Source organism: Tomitella gaofuii (genome assembly GCF_014126825.1).
GTDB classification, from domain to species: Bacteria; Actinomycetota; Actinomycetes; order Mycobacteriales; family Mycobacteriaceae; genus Tomitella; species Tomitella gaofuii.
On sequence record NZ_CP059900.1, the window covers coordinates 3,169,983 to 3,188,766 of the forward strand.

Genomic DNA, 18,784 nt, shown 5'->3' on the forward strand with positions numbered 1-18,784 from the left:
AGGAGTCATGACGCACGCGCCCGAGGAGCACGACGAGCTCAAAGGACTCGATGGGCTGTGGGAATCCGCGCTCGCGCACGGGCGGGCGCCGTTGTCCGCAGCGCTCCTCCGATTCGTACGGAACTTTCCGACGATCGCCGCCTACAACGCGGCCATGATCGGCATCCAGCGGCCGGGCAGCCGCTACGTGCTGACGGCGCGGCAATGGCGGGACCGTTTCGGCAGGCAGGTCGTACCGGGGGCGAACCCCCTGGTGATCCTCAAACCATTCGGTCCCGTCGAGTTCGTCTACGACGTATCCGACGTCGAGGGCGATCCGCTGCCCGCTGAGGTACTCGACCCCTTCGCCAGCAGCGGACCGGTCACGGACGAGGGGCTGACCAGGTTCGCGCTCGGTCTGCCCGTCTCCGGTATCGCCTACGCGGAATCGCAGCAAGGACCCACGGCCGCGGGACACATCGTGCGACTGAGCGAGCCCCGCAAGAAGCGGATGGGCAATGCCGAGAAAGTGATCCTGTTCGATCTGGTGGTCAATCGCAGCCTCGACGCCAACGCGAAGTTCGCGACGGTCGCGCACGAACTGGGTCACCTGTACTGCGGCCACCTCGGCGAACTCACGCGGGATGCGTCCACGGAGGACGACCGCGCCGGAAAGGGCCGCGCGGTCGTGATCAAAGATCGATCATCCCTGCCGCACGAGGTGCAGGAGTTCGAGGCGGAAGCGGTGTCGTGGCTCGTCTGCGGGCGGATCGGGGTCACCAGCCCCGCAGGCGAGTACCTCGGCAACCTGCTGGCCGGCTCGGAGCCGCCTCCGGTCTCGTTCGAGGCGATCCTCAGCGCGGTGCGCCGGGTGGAATCCCTGGGGCACGGCACCGCCCAGCTCGGCGTGACGCTTCGCGATGACCGGCCCGCGCTGTTCGCGCCGCATGCCTTCGGACAGCACTCAGCCGGGCAGCACTCAGCCGGACAACGCGCGGCTCCGGATACCGCACTTCCGCGGTGGCAATCATTCACGGCCGCAGCCCTGCAGGACAATCACCCGACGGTGGACGTCTCGCGGTCCCGCGGCCGCACCCAGACCCGGTAGGCCCCGGCCAGCAACGCCAGCCACACCGCGCCCACGATGATGGCCACGCGGGTGTCCGGGAAGTACGCGAGCACCCCGCAGACGAACACGATGAACGCGATCGTCGCTATGGGCGCCACCGGCCACAGCGGCACGGGGAACCGCAGCGCGGCGCGCTGCTGCGGCGTCATTCGGCGGCGCGAGGCCACCTGCGACGCCACGATCATCAGCCACACCCACACCGTGGCGAAGGTGGCGATCGAGGCGACGACCACGAACACCCGGTCCGGCATGAGGTAGTTGACCACCACGCCGACCAGCAGCGCGGCGACCATCAGCGCGACGGTCACCCACGGGACGCCGCCCCTGGTCAGCTTGCCCAGCGCGGCCGGGGCGTGCCGCTGCTCCGCCATCCCGAACATCATCCGGCCCGCGCCGAAGATGTCGCTGTTGATCGCGGACAGCGCCGCCGTGATGAGCACGATGTTGAGTACCGTCGCCGCCGCGGGCATGCCCAGCGACGTGAAGATCGAGACGAACGGGCTGGACTCGGAGTCGACCTCGCTCCACGGCATGATCGCCATGATCACGCCCAGGGCCAGCACGTAGAACAGCAGCACCCGCAGCGGGACGGTGTTGACGGCCCGCGGGATCGCCTTCTCGGGATCCCGCGCCTCGCTGGCGGTGAGCCCGATGATCTCGGTGCCACCGAACGCGAACATGACGATGGCGAGCGAGGCGATCACGCCGCCCACCCCGTGCGGCGCGAACCCGCCGTCAGCCCACAGGTTGCTCATGCCGGTGGCCCCGTCGTCCATGCCGAAGCCGAACACGATGATCGCCGCGCCGCCCGCGATCATCGCCACGATCGCGACGATCTTGACGATGGTGAACCAGAACTCCAGCTCGCCGTACACCTTGACGCTGACGAGGTTCACCGCGCCGAGCAGCAGCACGATGGCCAGCACCCAGATCCACCTCGGCACGTCCGGAAACCACAGTCCCATGTAGACGCCGAACGCGGTGACGTCCGCGATGCACACGATGACCATCTCGAACACGTACGTCCACCCGGTGACGAACCCCGCCAGCGGGCCCAGGTGCTTGCGCGCGTACTCGCCGAACGACCCCGCCACCGGGTCGCTCACCGCCATCTCGCCGAGCGAGCGCAGCACCGAATACACCACTGCGCCGCCGATGATGTAGGCGATGAGCACGGCGGGGCCCGCGGCCTGGATCGACTCGGAGGAGCCGTAGAACAGCCCGGTGCCGATCGCGGAGCCGAGGGCGATGAAGTTGATGTGCCGCGTGGACAGGCCGCGTTGGAGGCGCCGTCGACGTTCGGGAGGCGCCGGGGGCGCGTCCGTCGCGGCGTCGGCCGGGGCCTGATCGGTCATGCCGGTCATTGTCCCCGGGCCGTCCATGCGCATTGTCCTCGCCCGCCGCCGACGTCGCGCGGATTACACCCGCACGGCGTCCGGCACGCGAAGCGGCGATCCCGTCGCGGCGAGGACGTCGTCGACGGAGACCCCCGGGGCCACCTCGACGAGCACGAACCCGTCGTCGGCCACGTCGACGACGGCCATGTCCGTGATCACCCGCTGCACGCAGCCCGCACCTGTGAGCGGCAGCGTGCACGCGTCGACCAGCTTCGGGTCGCCCTTTTTGGTGACGTGATCGGTGAGCACCAGCACCCGGCGGGCGCCGTGCACCAGATCCATCGCGCCGCCCATCCCCTTGACCATGGCGCCCGGCACCATCCAGTTGGCCAGGTCGCCGTTGCGCGCCACCTGCATGGCACCCAGCACCGCCACGTCCACCTTGCCGCCGCGGATCATGCCGAACGACTGGGACGAGTCGAAGAACGACGCGCCGGGCGCTACGGTGATGGTCTCCTTGCCGGCGTTGATCAGGTCCGCATCCAGCTCGTCCTCCGTCGGATACGGCCCCACGCCCAGTACGCCGTTCTCCGAGTGCAGGATCACCTCGACGTCGTCGGGGATGTGGTTGGGGATCAACGTCGGCATGCCGATGCCGAGATTGACGTACTGGCCGTCCGCCAGCTCACGGGCGGCACGGGCCGCCATCTCGTTCCTGGACCAGCTCATGAGTGGGCCTCCTTCTGTCCGGCCTCCCGCAGCGTCGTCTTCTCGATCTTCTTCGGCCCGGTCACGGGAACGTGCACCACCCGCTGCACCTGGATGCCGGGCACGTGCACCGCGTCCGGATCGATGTCGCCAGGCTCCACCAGCTCCTCGACCTCGGCGATCGTGATGCGGCCGGCGCTCGCGGCCGGCGGGTTGAAGTTGCGGGCGCTCTTGCGGAACACGAGGTTGCCGTGCCGGTCGCCCTTCCAGGCGTGCACCAGCGCGTAGTCGGTGACGATGGCGCGCTCGAGCACGTAGGCCTCCCCGTCGAACTCGCGCGTCTCCTTGGGCGGGGACGCGAGCGCGACGGACCCGTCGGCGGAGTACCGGCGCGGCAGGCCCCCGTCCGCCACCTGGGTGCCCACGCCCGCGGGGGTGAAGAACGCAGGGATGCCCGCACCGCCGGCCCGCATCCGCTCGGCGAGGCTGCCCTGCGGCGTGAGCTCCACCTCGAGTTCCCCGGCGAGGTACTGGCGGGCGAACTCCTTGTTCTGCCCCACGTACGAGCTGATGGTGCGGCGGATGCGACCGGCGGACAGGAGCACGCCGAGCCCGAAACCGTCGGTGCCCAGGTTGTTCGAGGCGATCTCCAGATCACCGGCGCCCTGCTCGAGCAGTGCGTCGATGAGGGCCTCGGGCACACCGACCAGGCCGAATCCGCCGACGGCGATGGACGCCCCGTGGGGCACATCGGCCACGGCCTCCGCTGTTGTGGGTATCACCTTGTTCAACACGCGACCCAGGCTACCCCAGAAAGTTCGCCTTGTGAACATGCATTCGCTATGCGAACATCGAATGGGATACGCAGCCGCAAGCCGCACGCAGTCCGCACCACGCACAAGGAGGAGCGATGACCGTCGCACTTGCCCACCGCATCGACGGCCCCGGGAATACCGACGCGCCCACCCTGGTGCTCATCGGCTCGCTCGGCTCCGACCTGACCATGTGGGAGCCGCAGTACACGACGCTGTCGGAGGAGTTCCGCGTGGTCAGCGCGGACCTGCGGGGACACGGCGGCTCACCCGTGCCCCCCGGCCCCTACACCGTCGACGAGCTCGCCGGCGACGTGCTGCAGCTCATCGCCGCCGTCGGCGGGCCCGTGCATCTGGCGGGCCTGTCCCTGGGCGGCGCCGTAGCGCAGCGGATCGCGGTGCGCGCACCGGGGCAGGTCCGGTCCCTCACCCTGCTGTGCACCGCGGCGCGGTTCGGCGACGCACAGCCGTGGCTCGACCGGGCGGCGGCGGTGCGCCGCGACGGCACCGGTGCGATCGCCGAGTCCGTGGTGGGCCGCTGGTTCACTCCCGGCCTCGCCGCACGCGCCCCGGACCTGGTCGCCCGCGCACGCACCATGGTCGCCGCGACACCCGACGAGGGCTACGCCGCCTGCTGCGAGGCGCTCTCCGCGTGGGACGGTCGCGCGGATTTGCCTCGCATCACCGTCCCCACCCTCGCCATCGCCGGCGCGCAAGACCCCGCGACGGGCCCCGACGCACTGAAGGCCATCGCCGACGCGATCCCGGGCGCCGCACTCGAGGTCCTCGATCCCGGCGCACACCTGGCCAACCTCGAACAGGCCGCAGCGGCGAACGCCCTGATCACCGAGCACGCGCACCGTGCCGGGGCGGGCGGCGCGCGGTGAGCCCTGTCGCCCCCGACACCGAGACCACGACGCCGCCCCCCGACCGCGTCCAGTCGCTCGCACGCGGGCTGGCGGTGATCCGCTCTTTCGATGCGGACAACCCGACCCGCACGCTCAGCGACGTGGCACGCGCGACGGGTCTCACCCGCGCCACGGCCCGCCGCTTTCTGCTCACGCTCGCCGACCTCGGCTACGTCCGCAGCGACGCCGGCGTGTTCTCGCTGACGCCGCTGGTGCTCGAGCTCGGCTACAGCTACCTGTCCGGCCTGCGGATGCCCGATCTCGCCCAGCCGCACCTGCGGGACCTGTCGGGCCGGGTGGGCGAGTCCACGTCGGTGTCGGTGCTCGACGGCGCCGACGTCGTCTATGTCGCGCGCGAGCAGGTCAGCCGCATCATGGCCGTGTCCATCAGCATCGGCACGCGCTTCCCCGCCCACGTCACCTCCATGGGGCGGGTGCTGCTGGCGGGCCTGCCCCCTGCGGAGCTCGACGCGGCGATCGCGGCCTCGTCGTTCGAGCGCCGCACCGATTCGACCGTCGCCGACGCCGATCAGCTGCGCCGCGTCCTCGACCGGGTGCGTGACGACGGCTATTGCCTCGTGGATCAGGAACTCGAGCCCGGCCTGCGCTCCATCGCCGCCCCTATCCGCCACGCCAACGGCACCGTCGCTGCCGCGGTAAACATCTCCACCCCCGCCGGCCGCTACGACGTGGCCGAGCTCAGCGGCAGGATGCTGCCGCTGCTCGTCGCCACCGCCGCCGCCATCGAGGCCGACCTGCGCCGCGCCGGCCCGGGCTGACGTCCGCGCAGCACCCCTGCCGTCACCTGTCCCTTCCCCACCAGCCCCTTCCCCACCCAGGAGGTCCCCATGTCCGACGCCGTCATCTGCACTCCGCTGCGCACCCCCGTCGGCCGCTTCGGCGGCGTGTTCCGCGACGTGCGCGTCCAGGATCTCGCCACCACCGTGATCCGCGCCGTCGTCGAGCGCTCCGGCATCGACGGGTCCGTGATCGACGACGTCATCCTCGGCCAGGGCTACCCCAACGGCGAGGCACCGGCGCTGGGGCGGGTCGCCGCACTGGACGCGGGCCTGGGCATCGATGTGCCCGGCATGCAGGTGGACCGCCGCTGCGGCTCGGGGCTGCAGGCGATCCTGCAGGCGTGCATGCAGGTGGCCACCGGCGCGTCCGACCTGGTCCTCGCCGGCGGCGCCGAGTCGATGAGCCAGACCGAGTACTACGTGACCGGCATGCGCTGGGGCGTCAAGAAGCCGGCGCTGGACCTGGCCGACAGGCTGGCCCGCGGCCGCGTCACCGCCGGCGGCGACGACTTTCCCGTGCCCGGCGGCATGATCGAGACTGCGGAGAACCTGCGCGCGCAGTTCGGTATCGGCCGCGAGGCCCAGGACGCCCTCGCCGCCCGCTCGCACCAGCGGGCCGTCGCCGCCCAGCACGATGGGAGGTTCGCCGACGAGATCGTGCCGGTGATGGTGCCGCAGCGCCGGGGCGAGCCGCTGGTGGTGGACACCGACGAGCACCCGCGCGCGGAGACGACGCCGGAGTCCCTGGCCGGGCTGCGCGCAGTGCGCTCGAAGGTGGACCCGGACTCGACGGTCACCGCCGGCAACGCGTCCGGGCAGAACGACGGCGCCGCCGTGTGCATCGTCACCACTCCGGAGCGGGCCGCCGAGCTAGGGCTCACGCCGATCGTCCGCCTGGTCTCGTGGGCTGTCGCGGGCACCGAGCCGAAGACCATGGGCCTGGGCCCGGTGCCCTCCACTGCGAAGGCGCTCGGTCGCGCCGGGCTCGCGCTCGACGACATGGGCGTGATCGAACTCAACGAGGCCTTCGCCGCCCAGGCCCTGGCCGTCCTCGCCTCGTGGGGGCTCGACGCGGAGGACGAGCGGATCAACCCCAACGGCTCGGGCATCTCGCTGGGGCACCCCATCGGCGCCACCGGCGGACGCATCCTCGCCACACTGGCGAACGAGATGGTCCGCCGCGAGTCCCGCTACGGGCTGGAGACCATGTGCATCGGCGGCGGGCAGGGACTGGCCGCGGTGTTCGAGGCGGTGTAGGCGGCCCCGCTTACCGCGCGTTGTCACGCCTCGATATCGGTTCCGGCTGCTCACCGAACAGTGCCCGGAGTCGGGACAGGTCATCGACAACCGGCTTCAGCGTGGCCTCGGACAGACTCCCTCCGACTTCTGGGGCGGAGGGCCCCGAACGAAGGACTGCAGGTGATTCACCGCGCGCAAGCCCCGCGATCTCTCCAGCCAGCGAATACCCCGCCTCCTGCGCCGCTGGAACACGTCCCTCCGCGCGGTCGACAGCATAGGCTGATACCCCGTCGGCAAGCCGGTCGGCGGCGGATGCGACTGGAAGCCAGGCCGCGGCGGCGACGTCAGCAGGAGGCGGCTCCGACAGCGCCCGTTCGATACGGGCTTGCAGGTCGGAGAGCGCGCGGTATGCAGTCCGTCGGGCGCTCACCAGAGTCTCGTGTCGATGGTGGGCCGCCTCCGGGTTCTCAGGTACCGGCGACGCCGCCGTCTTGAGTTGCAGTCCGATAGCGCCCATCGCTTCCCGGAACGTCTCGGCCATCCACGCTCGACGGCTGTGCGGCCAGATCAGATACCCGAAGATGATCACCACCCCGGCACCGATGGCAGTAGCACCGATGCGCTGCCAGGAATAGTTCGCCGTCTCGCCGCCCGGTTCGATCGAATCCACCAAGAGGATTACTGCCGGGGTGATAGCCACCGCCTGCAACGCATACGAGCGCATCATCAACCACGGAACGAATGCCGCAAACAGGCCGATCACGATCCCGATCGCGAACCCTTTCGGAACAATGATGAGCAGGATTGTCGCCACACCTGCGGCGATCACGGTTCCTACCACGCGCTGCAGTGCACGAGCGAACACGGAGCCAAAATCCGGCTTCATGATTAGGGCCACCGTCAGCGGGACCCAAAACCAGTGGTCAAACGGAAAGTACTCCTTGGCCGCGATGGCTATCCCATAGCAGAGCGCCAAACGGCACGCAGCAAGCATCACCTCCCGGCCGACGACCGGAGAGATCAGCTTCTCCGAAAAACTCTCACCGACCCCCGCCGCCAGGGCTGTCACCAAAGTATCGACCCGGCGTACCGTGCCGCCGGCACGGCACTCCGGCGACTCGTCACGCGGTCTTGCGCCGTCATGCGTCTTCAACCTGTCGACCAACACCGCCAACGACACTTCTGCGGACGCAAGTTCAATCACATCGTTCTCGGCGACAAGGAATGCCGCGACACTTTCCGCAGCGTCCACCACCTCAGCGTCGAGCACCCAATCGCCGGCCGAGCCCGCCCTCCGAACAGGTATCTCGGCAACACGGGCCCTCGCGGACTGGCAGGCACTCGTGGCGACCTTACGTGCAGAAGCCGTGCGCTCATTCCCTCCGTCCGCGAGGTCTGCGCGACGCGCATGAGCCAACTCCGCCAGACTCGTCAGCAATGCGAGAACGATGACTCGCTGGGGACGTCTGGGGTTCATCAGCATCTCTACGGCCAACAGGGCCGCATAGATCACACCGCCGACCAGGTACATGAGAATGGGCTTCCACCAGTCGATACCGGGTACGCCGAGAGCGATAGCCGATACCAGCAGGAACTGCATGCCCGCCACCGAGAACGCCGGACCGAAACCCGCGATGACACCGGCGAGGAAGGCAAGGATCACCATCACTGGTATCAGCGCCGCCAGCGGAAGATTCTGCGCGAACCCCAGAAGATACCCGCACGCGGCGATGGGCGTGGATACCGCAATGATCCAGAAGTTCAGCCGGTATGTGCCCTCTCGTTCCCCCGCAGCCAAGAGCAACGCAGCCAGGCCTATCCACATGCCGGTGATAACTTGCCCCGCAAGCGCACCGACCACGAACGGGCCTCCGACGGTCAGACCGGATCGAATTGCGTGACCGACTGGGAACGAAGCAGGCTTGATCCGCAATGCTTCCACGATCCACCGAGCCGGCCGGGTCACACTCGCCTGGCAGTCCGCCGATACATCTCCCGCCACAACCCCTCCCGCGCAATGACCCGAACACCGACGAAGAGGCCACTTTCGCCGACCTCCCCAGCGTCTACACTAAGCTGGCGCGCTGGCACGCGTCGGATATCCCGCAATTAGAATGCGAAGTGGCTGGAGATGCAGCGCCAAATTCGCTGCGAACTTACAAATGGGTCCCTACGCCGACTTCTCCCGGCGTTCCTCGCCAGACGAGCGCGGCACGATCGTCGGGTTGACGTTCTCGCGCACGGTATCGCCGTCCACCACCACCTTGGCCACGTCGTCGCGGCCCGGGATCTCGTACATCACCGGCAGCAGGACCTCTTCCATGATCGCGCGAAGGCCGCGGGCGCCGGTGCCCCGCAGGATGGCCTGGTCGGCGATGGCCTCGAGGGCGTCGTCGGTGAACTCGAGCTCGACCTCGTCCATGTCGAACAGGCGCTCGTACTGCTTGACCAGGGCGTTCCGCGGCTCGGAGAGAATCTTGACCAGCGCATCCTTGTCCAGGTCGGTCACCGTGGCGACCACCGGCAGGCGCCCGATGAACTCGGGGATGAGGCCGAACTTGATCAGGTCCTCGGGCATGACGTCCGCGAACCGGTCCCCCGCCTCGGCGCTGGCCTGCGCCTGCGAGCGCACCTCCGCGCCGAAGCCCAGTCCGCGCTTGCCGGCCCGGTCGTCGACGATCTTCTCGAGCCCCGCGAACGCACCGGCCACGATGAACAGCACGTTGGTGGTGTCGATCTGGATGAACTCCTGGTGCGGATGCTTGCGGCCGCCCTGCGGCGGGACGCTCGCCTGGGTGCCCTCGAGGATCTTCAACAGCGCCTGCTGGACGCCCTCACCGGAGACGTCGCGCGTGATCGACGGGTTCTCGCTCTTACGGGCGATCTTGTCGACCTCGTCGATGTAGATGATGCCCGTCTCCGCGCGCTTGACGTCGTAATCGGCCGCCTGGATGAGCTTGAGCAGGATGTTCTCGACGTCCTCGCCCACGTAGCCGGCCTCGGTGAGCGCGGTGGCGTCGGCGATGGCGAACGGGACGTTGAGCATCTTCGCCATCGTCTGCGCCAGGTACGTCTTGCCGCACCCGGTGGGTCCCAGCATGAGGATGTTGGACTTCATCAGCTCGACGGACTCGCCGTGCGCGTCGCGCGACTTGTCGCCCGCCTGGATGCGCTTGTAGTGGTTGTACACGGCGACGGCGAGGTTGCGCTTGGCATCGTCCTGCCCGATGACGTACCTGTCGAGGAACTCGTGGATCTCGCCGGGCTTGGGCAGCGCGTCCAGCTTGACGTCACCGGTCTCGGCCAGCTCCTCCTCGATGATCTCGTTGCACAGGTCGATGCACTCGTCGCAGATGTACACGCCGGGGCCGGCGATGAGCTTCTTCACCTGCTTCTGGCTCTTGCCGCAGAAGGAACACTTGAGCAGGTCGCCTCCGTCACCAATGCGTGCCATGTCCGCCGTCCCCTACTTTCTCGCTTGCCCGCGATCGTGCACGTCCTACGCCGCCGCCGTATCACCGCGGCCGTCCTCGGCTCTGCCCTGCACCGGCGGCGCGGACGCCGTCCGCGCCGCAGTGGCGCGGGACCGGTTTTCGGCCGGCCCCGGCGCCCCGTCCTCATCCGCCGGTCGCCTACCGACGGTACCCGCTCGCCGCCACCGGCGGCGGCATTCGACGCCCGCATGGCGCGCTACCGGGCCCCGTCGGTCACGCCAACGGATCGCGGGAGCGCCACTGCGCCGGGAGGCCGGGCGGCGGCCCGGCGTCCGCTCCGCCTGCTATGACCGCCTGCTACGACTGCGCCGAGAGCTTGCGGTACTCCAGCACGGTGTCGATGAGGCCGTAATCGCGGGCCTCCTCTGCCGTGAGGATCTTGTCGCGGTCGGTGTCGATGCGGATCTGCTCGGCGTCCTTGCCGGTGTGGCGCGCCAGCGTGGTCTCCATGGCGCGGCGCATCCGCTCGATCTCCGTGGCCTGGATCTCGAGGTCGGACACCTGCCCCTGCATCCCCTCGGTGGCCGGCTGGTGGATGAGCACGCGCGCGTTGGGCAGCGCCATGCGCTTGCCCGGCGTGCCCGCCGCCAGAAGCACCGCTGCGGCCGACGCCGCCTGGCCCAGGCACACGGTGGTGATGTCGGCGCGGACGTACTGCATCGTGTCGTAGATGGCCATCAGCGACGTGAACGAGCCGCCCGGCGAGTTGATGTACATGGTGATGTCGCGATCCGGGTCGAGCGACTCGAGCACCAGCAGCTGCGCCATGACGTCGTTGGCGGAGGCGTCGTCGACCTGCGTGCCGAGGAAGATGATGCGCTCCTCGAACAGCTTGTTGTAAGGGTTCGACTCTTTGACGCCGTAGCTGGAGTGCTCGACGAACGACGGCAGGATGTAGCGGGCCTGCGGCATCATCGGTGCACCGCCGCGCGGTCCGGGGTTCTGCGGAGCAGGGTTCTGCGAAGAGTGGGTCATCGGATTCTCCGTGTCTGCGGTAGCGGGATTGACGTGCGGACGGGGGCGGGCCGTGCTCAGCTCGCCCCGGTGCCGCCGGCGTCCTTGGCCCGGCTGATGACGTGGTCGACGAAGCCGTACTCCAGCGCCTGGTCCGCGGTGAACCACCGGTCGCGGTCGGCGTCCCGGGTGACCTCCTCCACCGAGCGGCCAGTGTGCAGGGCGTTGAGCTCGTTCATCTCGCGCTTGGTCTGCGCGAACTGCTCGGCCTGGATGGCGATGTCCGCCGCGGAGCCGCCGATGCCGGCCGACGGCTGGTGCATCATGATCCGCGCGTGCGGCAGCGCGTAGCGCTTGCCCTTGGTGCCGGCGGCCAGCAGGAACTGCCCCATCGACGCGGCCAGGCCCATCGCGTAGGTGGCCACGTCGCATTCCGCGTAGGTCATCGTGTCGAAGATGGCCATGCCGGCGGTGACCGAGCCGCCCGGCGAGTTGATGTACAGCGAGATGTCCCGCGTGGGGTCCTCCGCCGAGAGCAGGAGGATCTGCGCGCAGAGACGGTTGGCGATCTCGTCGTCCACCTGCGACCCCAGGAAGACGATGCGCTCCTGGAGCAGGCGCTCGAAGACCGAGTCGCTGAGGTTGAGACCGGAGGCGCCGGAACGCATGGCGGGATTCTGCAAACTCACGGGCGTGCCTTTCGAGTGCGTCGTGTACTGCGAACTGCGGTCGGGCGGTGCGCGACCGCCTTGCGGTCCCGGGCACCCCGCGCGATGCCGGCCGCGCCGGGAGCCCCTTCATCGACCCTAACGAAAGCGGGCGGCACCGTAGTCCCGGTACCGCCCACTTTCGCTGTCAGCGTGAAAGCCCCTCGGGGTCAGTCCTTCGCGTCCGCGCTGTCCGCGTCGTCGCCGGACTCGTCGACGGGCGCCGCCTCTCCGGCCGCCTCCACCTCGTCGTCCTTGAGGCCCAGCAGGTCGGCCACGTCGATGACGGTGCCGTCGGTGTCCTTGGCCGTGACCTTCTGCACGATGTCGGCGAGCGACTTGCTGCGCCGGACCTCCGCGTAGAGCACGCCCAGGCGCCCCGCGTCCTGGATCTGCTGCGCCAGCTGGTCGGGCGCGATGTTGCCGCGGCGGGCCTCGAACAGCAGGCGTTCGGTGAGCTCCTCCTGACTGACCTGCACGTCCTCCGCGTCGGCGACCGCGTCGAGCAGCAGCTGCGCCTTGACCGCCTTGACGGCCGACTCCCGGGCGTCGGCCTCGAACTTCTCGCGGCTCGAGCCCTGGGCCTCGAGAAGCTTGTCGAGCTGCTCCTCGTCGTGGTCGAGGCTGTGCACGACCTCGTGGATCTGGTTGTCCACCTCGGCCTGGACGATCGCCTCGGGAAGCTCGAACTCGACCTGCTCGAGCAGGTCCTCGAGCACCTTGTCGCGGATCGCGCCGGCCTGCTCGGAGCGCTGCGACTGCTCGACCCGCTCGCGCAGGCTCGTGCGCAGCTCGTCGATCGTGTCGAACTCGCTGGCGAGCTGGGCGAACTCGTCGTCCGCCTCGGGGAGCTCGCGCTCCTTGACGTTGTTGACGGTCACCGTGACCACGGCCTCCTGGCCCGCGTGCTCACCGGCGAGCAGCTTGGTGGTGAACTCGGCCGACCCCTCGGCCTCGACGCCCACCACGGCCTCGTCCAGGCCGTCGATCAGCTGACCGGAGCCCACCTCGTGCGAGAGCCCCTCGGCGGTGGCCTCGGGCACCGGCTCCCCGTCGACGGTGGCGGCCAGGTCGATCGAGACGAAGTCGCCGTTCTGCACGGCACGGTCCACCCCGGTGAGGGTGCCGAAGCGCGCGCGCAGCGCGTCGAGCTGCTCGTCGACCGCCTCATCGGTGACGGCGATCGGGTCGACCTCGACCGCGATGGCGGAGAAGTCCGGCAGGTCGATCTCGGGGCGCACGTCCACCTCGGCGGTGAACTCGACGTGGTCGCCGTCCTCGATGTTGGTCACCTCGATCTCCGGCTGCGAGATGGCCTTGATGTCGTTGGTGGTGACGGCCTCGGTGTAGCGGCCGGGCACCGCGTTCTGCAGGACCTGCTCGATGACGGCCCCGCGGCCGACGCGGGTCTCGATGATCCTCGCCGGCGCCTTGCCCGGGCGGAACCCGGGCACGCGCACCTGCTGCGCAAGCTGGCGGTAGACGGCGTCGAAGTCCGGCTTGAGTTCCTCGAAGGGCACCTCAACGTTGATCCGGACCCGCGTCGGGCTGAGCTGCTCGACGGTGCTCTTCACGGACTAGCTCCTTCGTCGTTCCGCGGACCCGGTCCCGGGACGCGGTCGTGTTCGATGTTCTCCGGCAGGGTGCAGGCGGCCTCCGCGACCGTCTGCACCACGCGTACTGCCAGTCGGGGTGACAGGATTCGAACCTGCGACCCTCCGCTCCCAAAGCGGATGCGCTACCAAGCTGCGCCACACCCCGTGACCACTGGGCACCTGCCCGGCCGCGTTCGATGCGCCCGCGCGGCTGAAACCCACCGGGCGTGCCCGCCGCGGCCGGTGTTCCGACACGAAAACCGCATCCGGGCACAGCCGGGCCCGCACGCTGGATCGTACGGGTCCCGATCCTACGGCCCGGCCCCCCGCTGGTGATACCGGGCCCGGATTGGGTACAGTTCTCTTTGCACGCGAGCCGCATGCGACTCGCAGTTGCAGCATGCGGGTGTAGTTCAATGGTAGAACCTCAGCCTTCCAAGCTGATGGTGCGGGTTCGATTCCCGTCACCCGCTCCACGCAGGTCAGAGCCGGTTTTTATACCGCCCTGACGGCATCGCACACAGCCGGTATCCGGCGCACATGCCCCACCGTGCGCCAGTCGATACCCGGCGCCGCTCAATTGATGTGCCGCTGATCGCTCTGGTGCAGTGTCCCGAACTCCTGGCGGATGTAGTCGGCGTTGTCCGCCCGCCACTGCCGCACCGCCGCGTCTTCGCCGTCGGCGCCCGCCGCGTTGATCGCCGCTTCCAGCGATTGCAGCCGCTCGTCGTCGATGGTGAACCCCGACGCCACGGTCGCGAGGTTCGGGTGGTCGTCGCTGAATCCGGCGCGCGCCGTGATGTGCAGATTCTCCGTGGACCCCAGGGACCCCTTCGGGTCCTTCAGGTCCTTGAGGTCGTAGCGGCTGTACGCCCAGTGCGGATGCCAGAGCGTGACGACGATCGGCCTGCGTTCGGCGATCGCCGCACCCAGATCGGCCGCCATCTGCTCGGCGGACGACTCCTCCACCCGCATCACCCCGCCCAGGCCGTAGTCGGGGATCACGTGGTGCTCCGTGCGGTCCATGATCCCGGCTCCCGCTTCGATGCCGGTGATGACGCCGCCGAACTCGCCGGCGTGGTCCTTGAGGTCTGCGATGGAGTGCACATCGGTCACATACGACGGAACCGCGAGCTCGAGATTCGCGTTGTCGTACCAGACGCCCAGGTCCTCGAGCCGGTCTCCGTATTCGTCCCAGTACTTCTGATGGGTCAGGGGCAGCCAGGTGTCGAGGAACATGTCGATCTTGCCGTCGGCCATCGCCGCGAAGAGCGCGCCGACGTCGTCGAACCTCGTCGTCTCCACCTGGTAGCCCGAGTCGCTGAGCTGCTGGTCGAACAGCGCCGTCAACGCCGTGTCCTCGGCCCAATCGATGTAGCCGATCTCGACGGTGTGCGCCTCATCGACCGGGGTGTCCGCGCCGGATCCGCAGCCGGCGGCGACGAGGGCCGCCGTGGTGAGCGCGGCGACGAGCCCGGCCACCCTGCGTGGGCGGCGACGGCGATCCGTGTTCCGGCGCCGCGCGCGGCCGCCTGTCCGATCCCCCGTGTCCGGCGCACCCATCGCTGCATCTCCCTTCCGCCCGGCCCCGCCGCCGGGCTGCGCACACCAGCCCGCACTGTCACTCGACGTGGCCGTCGTCGTCGGTCCTCACCTTGAGGTTGCCACTCCGCCGGGGTCGTTCTCAGGACTTCCGGCACAACGCCCGCGCCTGGCCGACGCGACACGGGCGTGGCCGGGACCCATGAGGGTTCCCGGCCACGCCCGTGTACCGCGTGCCGCGCCCGAAGCGTGGTGCTCACGCGGCTGTCGGCCTATCAGTCCTGCTTGAGCGATCCGAACTTCTCGTCGACGAAGGCCTGGTTGTCCTTGGTCCACTGCGTGACCGCGTCGGCGGTCTTGCCCTTGCCGGCCGAGTTGATGGCGTCCTCGAGCGACTGCAGGTGCTCGTCGTCCATCGTGAAGTTCGAGGCCATCTCGGCGATCTTCGGGTGTGCCTCGCTGAACCCGCCGCGCGCGGTGATGTGCAGCTTCTCCGCCTCGCCCATCGCCTTCTTCGGATCCTGCAGGTCCTTGAGGTCGTAGCGGCTGTACGCCCAGTGCGGATGCCACAGGGTGACCACGATCGGCTTCTTGTTGCTGATCGCCTTCTCCAGCTCGGCCAGCATCGCGGGGGTCGACGACTGCTGGACCTTCATCACTCCTTCGAGCCCGTACTCGGGCACCGCGAAGTTCTCGGCGCGGTTCATGATCCCGGCGCTGGGCTCGATGCCGGTGATGACCCCGCCGAACTCGTCGGCGTGGTCCTTGAGGTCGGCGATGGAATTCACGTCGGTCACGTAGGACGGCACCGTGAGCTCCAGGCTGGCCTTGTCGTACCACACGCCCAGGTCCTCGAGCTGGGCGCCGTACTTGTCCCAGTACTCCTTGTGCGTGGTGGGCAGCCAGGTGTCGAGGAACATGTCGACGTCGCCGTTGGCCATGCCGGAGAAGATCGCGCCCGCGCTGAGCTGCGTGGTCTTCACGTCGTACCCGGCCGCCTCGAGCTGCTGCTCGAACAGGTTGGTCAGGGCGATGTCCTCGTCCCAGGCGATGTAGCCGATGGTGATGGTCTCATCGCCGCCGCCCCCGCTGCCGCCGGGCGCCTGGTCGCTCGATCCGCACCCCGCGGCCACCATCGCGATGGCGCCGAAGATCGCAACCGCCCCGGTCAGCAGTCCGCGGCGACGCCCCTTGCGGCGCGCCGGCACGCCCACCGGCTCCGGATTCTCCCCTGATTCCATGTTTTCTCCCTTTCTCGATTGCTGGTTCCCGCGGCGACGCCCGACCTCGCCGCGCGGATCACCCTGCCGTCACCGTGGTCCTGTCGGTGTCGGCCGGAGTCTGTTCATCGTCGGCGGTCCGGCTCCTGCGCAGGATGCGGAACACCGCGCCCATGCGGCTGAATACGGAGCGGTTGCCGAACGCGGCGCTGAGACGGTCGAGGTAGATCGCCAGGATCACCACGGCGATACCGGCCTCGAAGCCCGCGCCCAGCTGGAGTCGCGTCACGGCGCCGAACACTTCGGTGCCCAGCCCCGGCGCGCCGACCATGCCCGCCACCACCTGCATCGACAGCGCGAGCATGATCACCTGGTTGACGCCCGCCATGATCGAGGGCAGCGCCAGCGGCAGCTGGATCCCGGTGAGGATGCGCCACGGCGAGGTGCCGAACGCTTCGCCTGCCTCGACCATCTCCGGATCGACCTGGCGGATGCCCAGCTCCGTCAGCCGCACCCCCGGCGGCAGCGAGAACGCGACGGTGGCGACGATGCCGGGGACGGTGCCGATGGAGAAGAAGAAGATCACCGGGATCAGGTAGACGAACACCGGCAGCGTCTGCAGAAAGTCCATCACCGGACGCACGATGCGGCTCACCGCCGCGTTGCGCGCCGCCCAGATGCCCAGCGGCACGGCCAGCACCACCGCGATCACCGCGGCGAAGAGCACCTGCGCCAGCGTCTGCATCGTCGCTTCGAACTCGAGCATCCCGTCGATGATCCCGAAGCCGATCACCGAGACCACAGCGGCCTTCCAGCCCCTGATCCACAGCGCGAGCACCGCGAAGATGATGATCATCCCCCACGGCGGCAGGTACGTGAGCACGTCGGTGAGCCAGTCGACCGCGCCGGACACGACGGTCGAGATGAAGTCGAAGAGCGGGCCGACGTTGTTCGTCAGCCACGTGACGATCGTGTCGAACCAGTCGCCCACGTGGATGCGCGGCACATGCCAGGTGTCGGCCAGAAGCGCGACCCCGTCCTGGGCCAACGCCGTACCGTCGCTCACTCCTGCGTTCACGATGCCGCCCCCGATGCCTCGACGATGTGCTCTGCCGGATCCGGCGGCGCGGCCGCCGCCTCGCCCGCCGCTCCGAGGAGCCGGTCCTGCGAGATGGTGCCGCTGAGCCTGCCGGCCTCGTCCACCACCGCCAGGGGATGGTCGCTGGTCGCGGAGCTGCGGAAGAGTGACCGCAGTGAGGCGTTCTCTGGCACCTCCACCACGTCCCGGTCGACGGCGGGTGCGCCCGTGCCGACCACGGAGCCGTCCGCCGAATCGGAGCCGATGACCCCCACCGGGCGGCCCGACTCGTCGACGACGAACACGGTCCGGCGTCCCGGTGCGGCCGCGATCTCGTCCCACTTGGCGTCGAGCGCCGCCGCCGTGACGGTGACCGCCTGCCGGTCCATGACGTTCTCCGCGGTGAGCACCCGCGTGCGGTCCACGTCCTGGATGAACTCCTGCACGTAGGCGTTGGCCGGGGAGTCGAGGATCTCCCGCGCGGTGCCGACCTGCTCGATCCGGCCGTCGCGCATGATCGCGATGCGGTCGCCGATCCGCATGGCCTCGTCCAGGTCGTGGGTGATGAAGATGATGGTCTTGTTGAGAGTCTTCTGCAGCTCCGTGAGCTGGTCCTGCATGTCGCGCCGGATCAGCGGGTCCAACGCGCTGAACGCCTCGTCCATCAGCAGGATGTCCGTCTCGGCAGCGAGTGCGCGCGCCAGGCCCACGCGCTGCTGCATGCCGCCGGACAGCTGGCCCGGCATGTGGTCCTCCCAACCGGCGAGCCCGGTCAGTTCCAGGGCGCGCGCCGCCTTCCGGCGCCGCTCGGCCTTGTCGACCCCCTGGATCTGCAGGCCGTACGCGGCGTTGTCGAGCACTGTGCGGTGCGGAAACAGCGCGAAGTGCTGGAAGACCATGCTCATGGTGCGGCGCCGCAGGTGGCGGGCCTCGCGGTCGGACATCGCGGTGAGGTCCTCCCCGCCCACGAGCACGCGCCCCGAGGTGGCCGGCAGCAGACCGTTGAGCATGCGCAGCAGCGTCGACTTGCCCGAGCCGGACAGCCCCATCACCACGAACGTCTCGCCCTCACGGATGTCGAGGTTCGCGTCGATGACCGCGGCCGTCGCGCCGCCGGTGTCGATCTCCGACCGCGCGGCGCCGCCTTCCAGCGCCGCCACCACCTTGTCGGGGTTCCGCCCGAACACCTTGTAGAGCTTCTCCGTCTTGACGGTTGCCACCGTGTCCTCCGTGCCCGCGATGATGCGCCGGGGAACACGACCCCGGGACGGGCCGGAGCCGC

Annotated in this window: 16 protein-coding genes and 2 tRNA genes; 5 read left to right on the forward strand and 13 right to left on the reverse strand. The window is 69.3% G+C overall.

The window, feature by feature from the left end:
• Positions 1–7 precede the first annotated feature (7 nt).
• Positions 8–1,087: a hypothetical protein gene (locus H4F70_RS14665; protein WP_182357695.1), complete on the forward strand. Its 1,080-nt coding sequence runs from the start codon at positions 8–10 to the stop codon at positions 1,085–1,087.
• Here the strand turns inward: H4F70_RS14665 and H4F70_RS14670 are convergent.
• From H4F70_RS14670 to H4F70_RS14680, 3 genes are all read right to left on the reverse strand, one after another.
• Positions 1,036–2,463, reverse strand: a complete 1,428-nt coding sequence (locus H4F70_RS14670) for an amino acid permease (RefSeq protein ID WP_182357696.1) — start codon at positions 2,461–2,463, stop codon at positions 1,036–1,038. The genes H4F70_RS14665 and H4F70_RS14670 overlap by 52 nt on opposite strands.
• Before the next feature lie 63 nt (positions 2,464–2,526).
• Complete coding sequence (locus H4F70_RS14675; protein ID WP_182357697.1) at positions 2,527–3,174, reverse strand: CoA transferase subunit B; 648 nt, start codon at positions 3,172–3,174, stop codon at positions 2,527–2,529.
• The gene (locus tag H4F70_RS14680; protein WP_182360439.1) at positions 3,171–3,944 is read right to left on the reverse strand and encodes a CoA transferase subunit A; all 774 of its coding nucleotides are present in this window, start codon (positions 3,942–3,944) and stop codon (positions 3,171–3,173) included. The genes H4F70_RS14675 and H4F70_RS14680 overlap by 4 nt, the downstream gene beginning before the upstream one ends.
• Positions 3,945–4,063: 119 nt before the next feature.
• Here H4F70_RS14680 and pcaD point away from each other — a divergent pair, with 119 nt between their 5' ends.
• The 3 genes from pcaD (at position 4,064) to H4F70_RS14695 (ending at position 6,930) form a co-directional block, all read left to right on the forward strand.
• Positions 4,064–4,852, forward strand: a complete 789-nt coding sequence (gene pcaD, locus H4F70_RS14685; protein ID WP_182357698.1) for a 3-oxoadipate enol-lactonase — start codon at positions 4,064–4,066, stop codon at positions 4,850–4,852.
• A complete protein-coding gene (locus tag H4F70_RS14690; protein ID WP_182357699.1) occupies positions 4,849–5,652 on the forward strand; it encodes an IclR family transcriptional regulator domain-containing protein in 804 nt (267 codons plus the stop codon). The genes pcaD and H4F70_RS14690 overlap by 4 nt, the downstream gene beginning before the upstream one ends.
• A 69-nt stretch (positions 5,653–5,721) precedes the next feature.
• A complete protein-coding gene (locus H4F70_RS14695; protein ID WP_182357700.1) occupies positions 5,722–6,930 on the forward strand; it encodes an acetyl-CoA C-acetyltransferase in 1,209 nt (402 codons plus the stop codon).
• Positions 6,931–6,940: 10 nt separating this feature from the next.
• Here the strand turns inward: H4F70_RS14695 and H4F70_RS14700 are convergent, their stop codons facing one another.
• From H4F70_RS14700 to H4F70_RS14725, 6 genes are all read right to left on the reverse strand, one after another.
• On the reverse strand, positions 6,941–8,773 hold the full coding sequence (locus H4F70_RS14700; RefSeq protein WP_182357701.1) for an FUSC family protein: 1,833 nt from the start codon (positions 8,771–8,773) through the stop codon (positions 6,941–6,943).
• 309 nt (positions 8,774–9,082) lie between these two features.
• On the reverse strand, positions 9,083–10,366 hold the full coding sequence (gene clpX / locus H4F70_RS14705) for an ATP-dependent Clp protease ATP-binding subunit ClpX (RefSeq protein ID WP_182357702.1): 1,284 nt from the start codon (positions 10,364–10,366) through the stop codon (positions 9,083–9,085).
• 337 nt (positions 10,367–10,703) lie between these two features.
• Positions 10,704–11,321, reverse strand: coding sequence for an ATP-dependent Clp protease proteolytic subunit (locus tag H4F70_RS14710; RefSeq protein ID WP_182346987.1), 618 nt, complete (start codon positions 11,319–11,321; stop codon positions 10,704–10,706).
• A gap of 116 nt (positions 11,322–11,437) precedes the next feature.
• Positions 11,438–12,028: an ATP-dependent Clp protease proteolytic subunit gene (locus tag H4F70_RS14715; RefSeq protein ID WP_143910746.1), complete on the reverse strand. Its 591-nt coding sequence runs from the start codon at positions 12,026–12,028 to the stop codon at positions 11,438–11,440.
• 209 nt (positions 12,029–12,237) lie between these two features.
• Entirely contained in the window at positions 12,238–13,641 is a 1,404-nt protein-coding gene (tig, locus tag H4F70_RS14720) for a trigger factor (protein ID WP_182357703.1), read from the reverse strand.
• A 113-nt stretch (positions 13,642–13,754) separates the two neighbouring features.
• Positions 13,755–13,828: transfer RNA gene (locus H4F70_RS14725), tRNA-Pro, on the reverse strand.
• A gap of 236 nt (positions 13,829–14,064) precedes the next feature.
• On the opposite strand from H4F70_RS14725, the gene H4F70_RS14730 reads away from it, so the two are divergent.
• A tRNA-Gly gene (locus H4F70_RS14730) sits at positions 14,065–14,138 on the forward strand.
• 100 nt (positions 14,139–14,238) lie between these two features.
• Here the strand turns inward: H4F70_RS14730 and H4F70_RS14735 are convergent.
• The 4 genes from H4F70_RS14735 to H4F70_RS14750 all read right to left on the reverse strand — a co-directional run bounded on the left by H4F70_RS14735 (position 14,239) and on the right by H4F70_RS14750 (position 18,722).
• Positions 14,239–15,225, reverse strand: coding sequence for a glycine betaine ABC transporter substrate-binding protein (locus H4F70_RS14735; protein WP_182357704.1), 987 nt, complete (start codon positions 15,223–15,225; stop codon positions 14,239–14,241).
• 254 nt (positions 15,226–15,479) lie between these two features.
• A complete protein-coding gene (locus H4F70_RS14740; protein ID WP_182357705.1) occupies positions 15,480–16,445 on the reverse strand; it encodes a glycine betaine ABC transporter substrate-binding protein in 966 nt (321 codons plus the stop codon).
• A gap of 58 nt (positions 16,446–16,503) precedes the next feature.
• Positions 16,504–17,490, reverse strand: coding sequence for an ABC transporter permease (locus H4F70_RS14745; RefSeq protein ID WP_235681131.1), 987 nt, complete (start codon positions 17,488–17,490; stop codon positions 16,504–16,506).
• Positions 17,491–17,498: 8 nt separating this feature from the next.
• A complete protein-coding gene (locus H4F70_RS14750) occupies positions 17,499–18,722 on the reverse strand; it encodes a quaternary amine ABC transporter ATP-binding protein (protein WP_182357706.1) in 1,224 nt (407 codons plus the stop codon).
• Between the last annotated feature and the right edge of the window lie 62 nt (positions 18,723–18,784).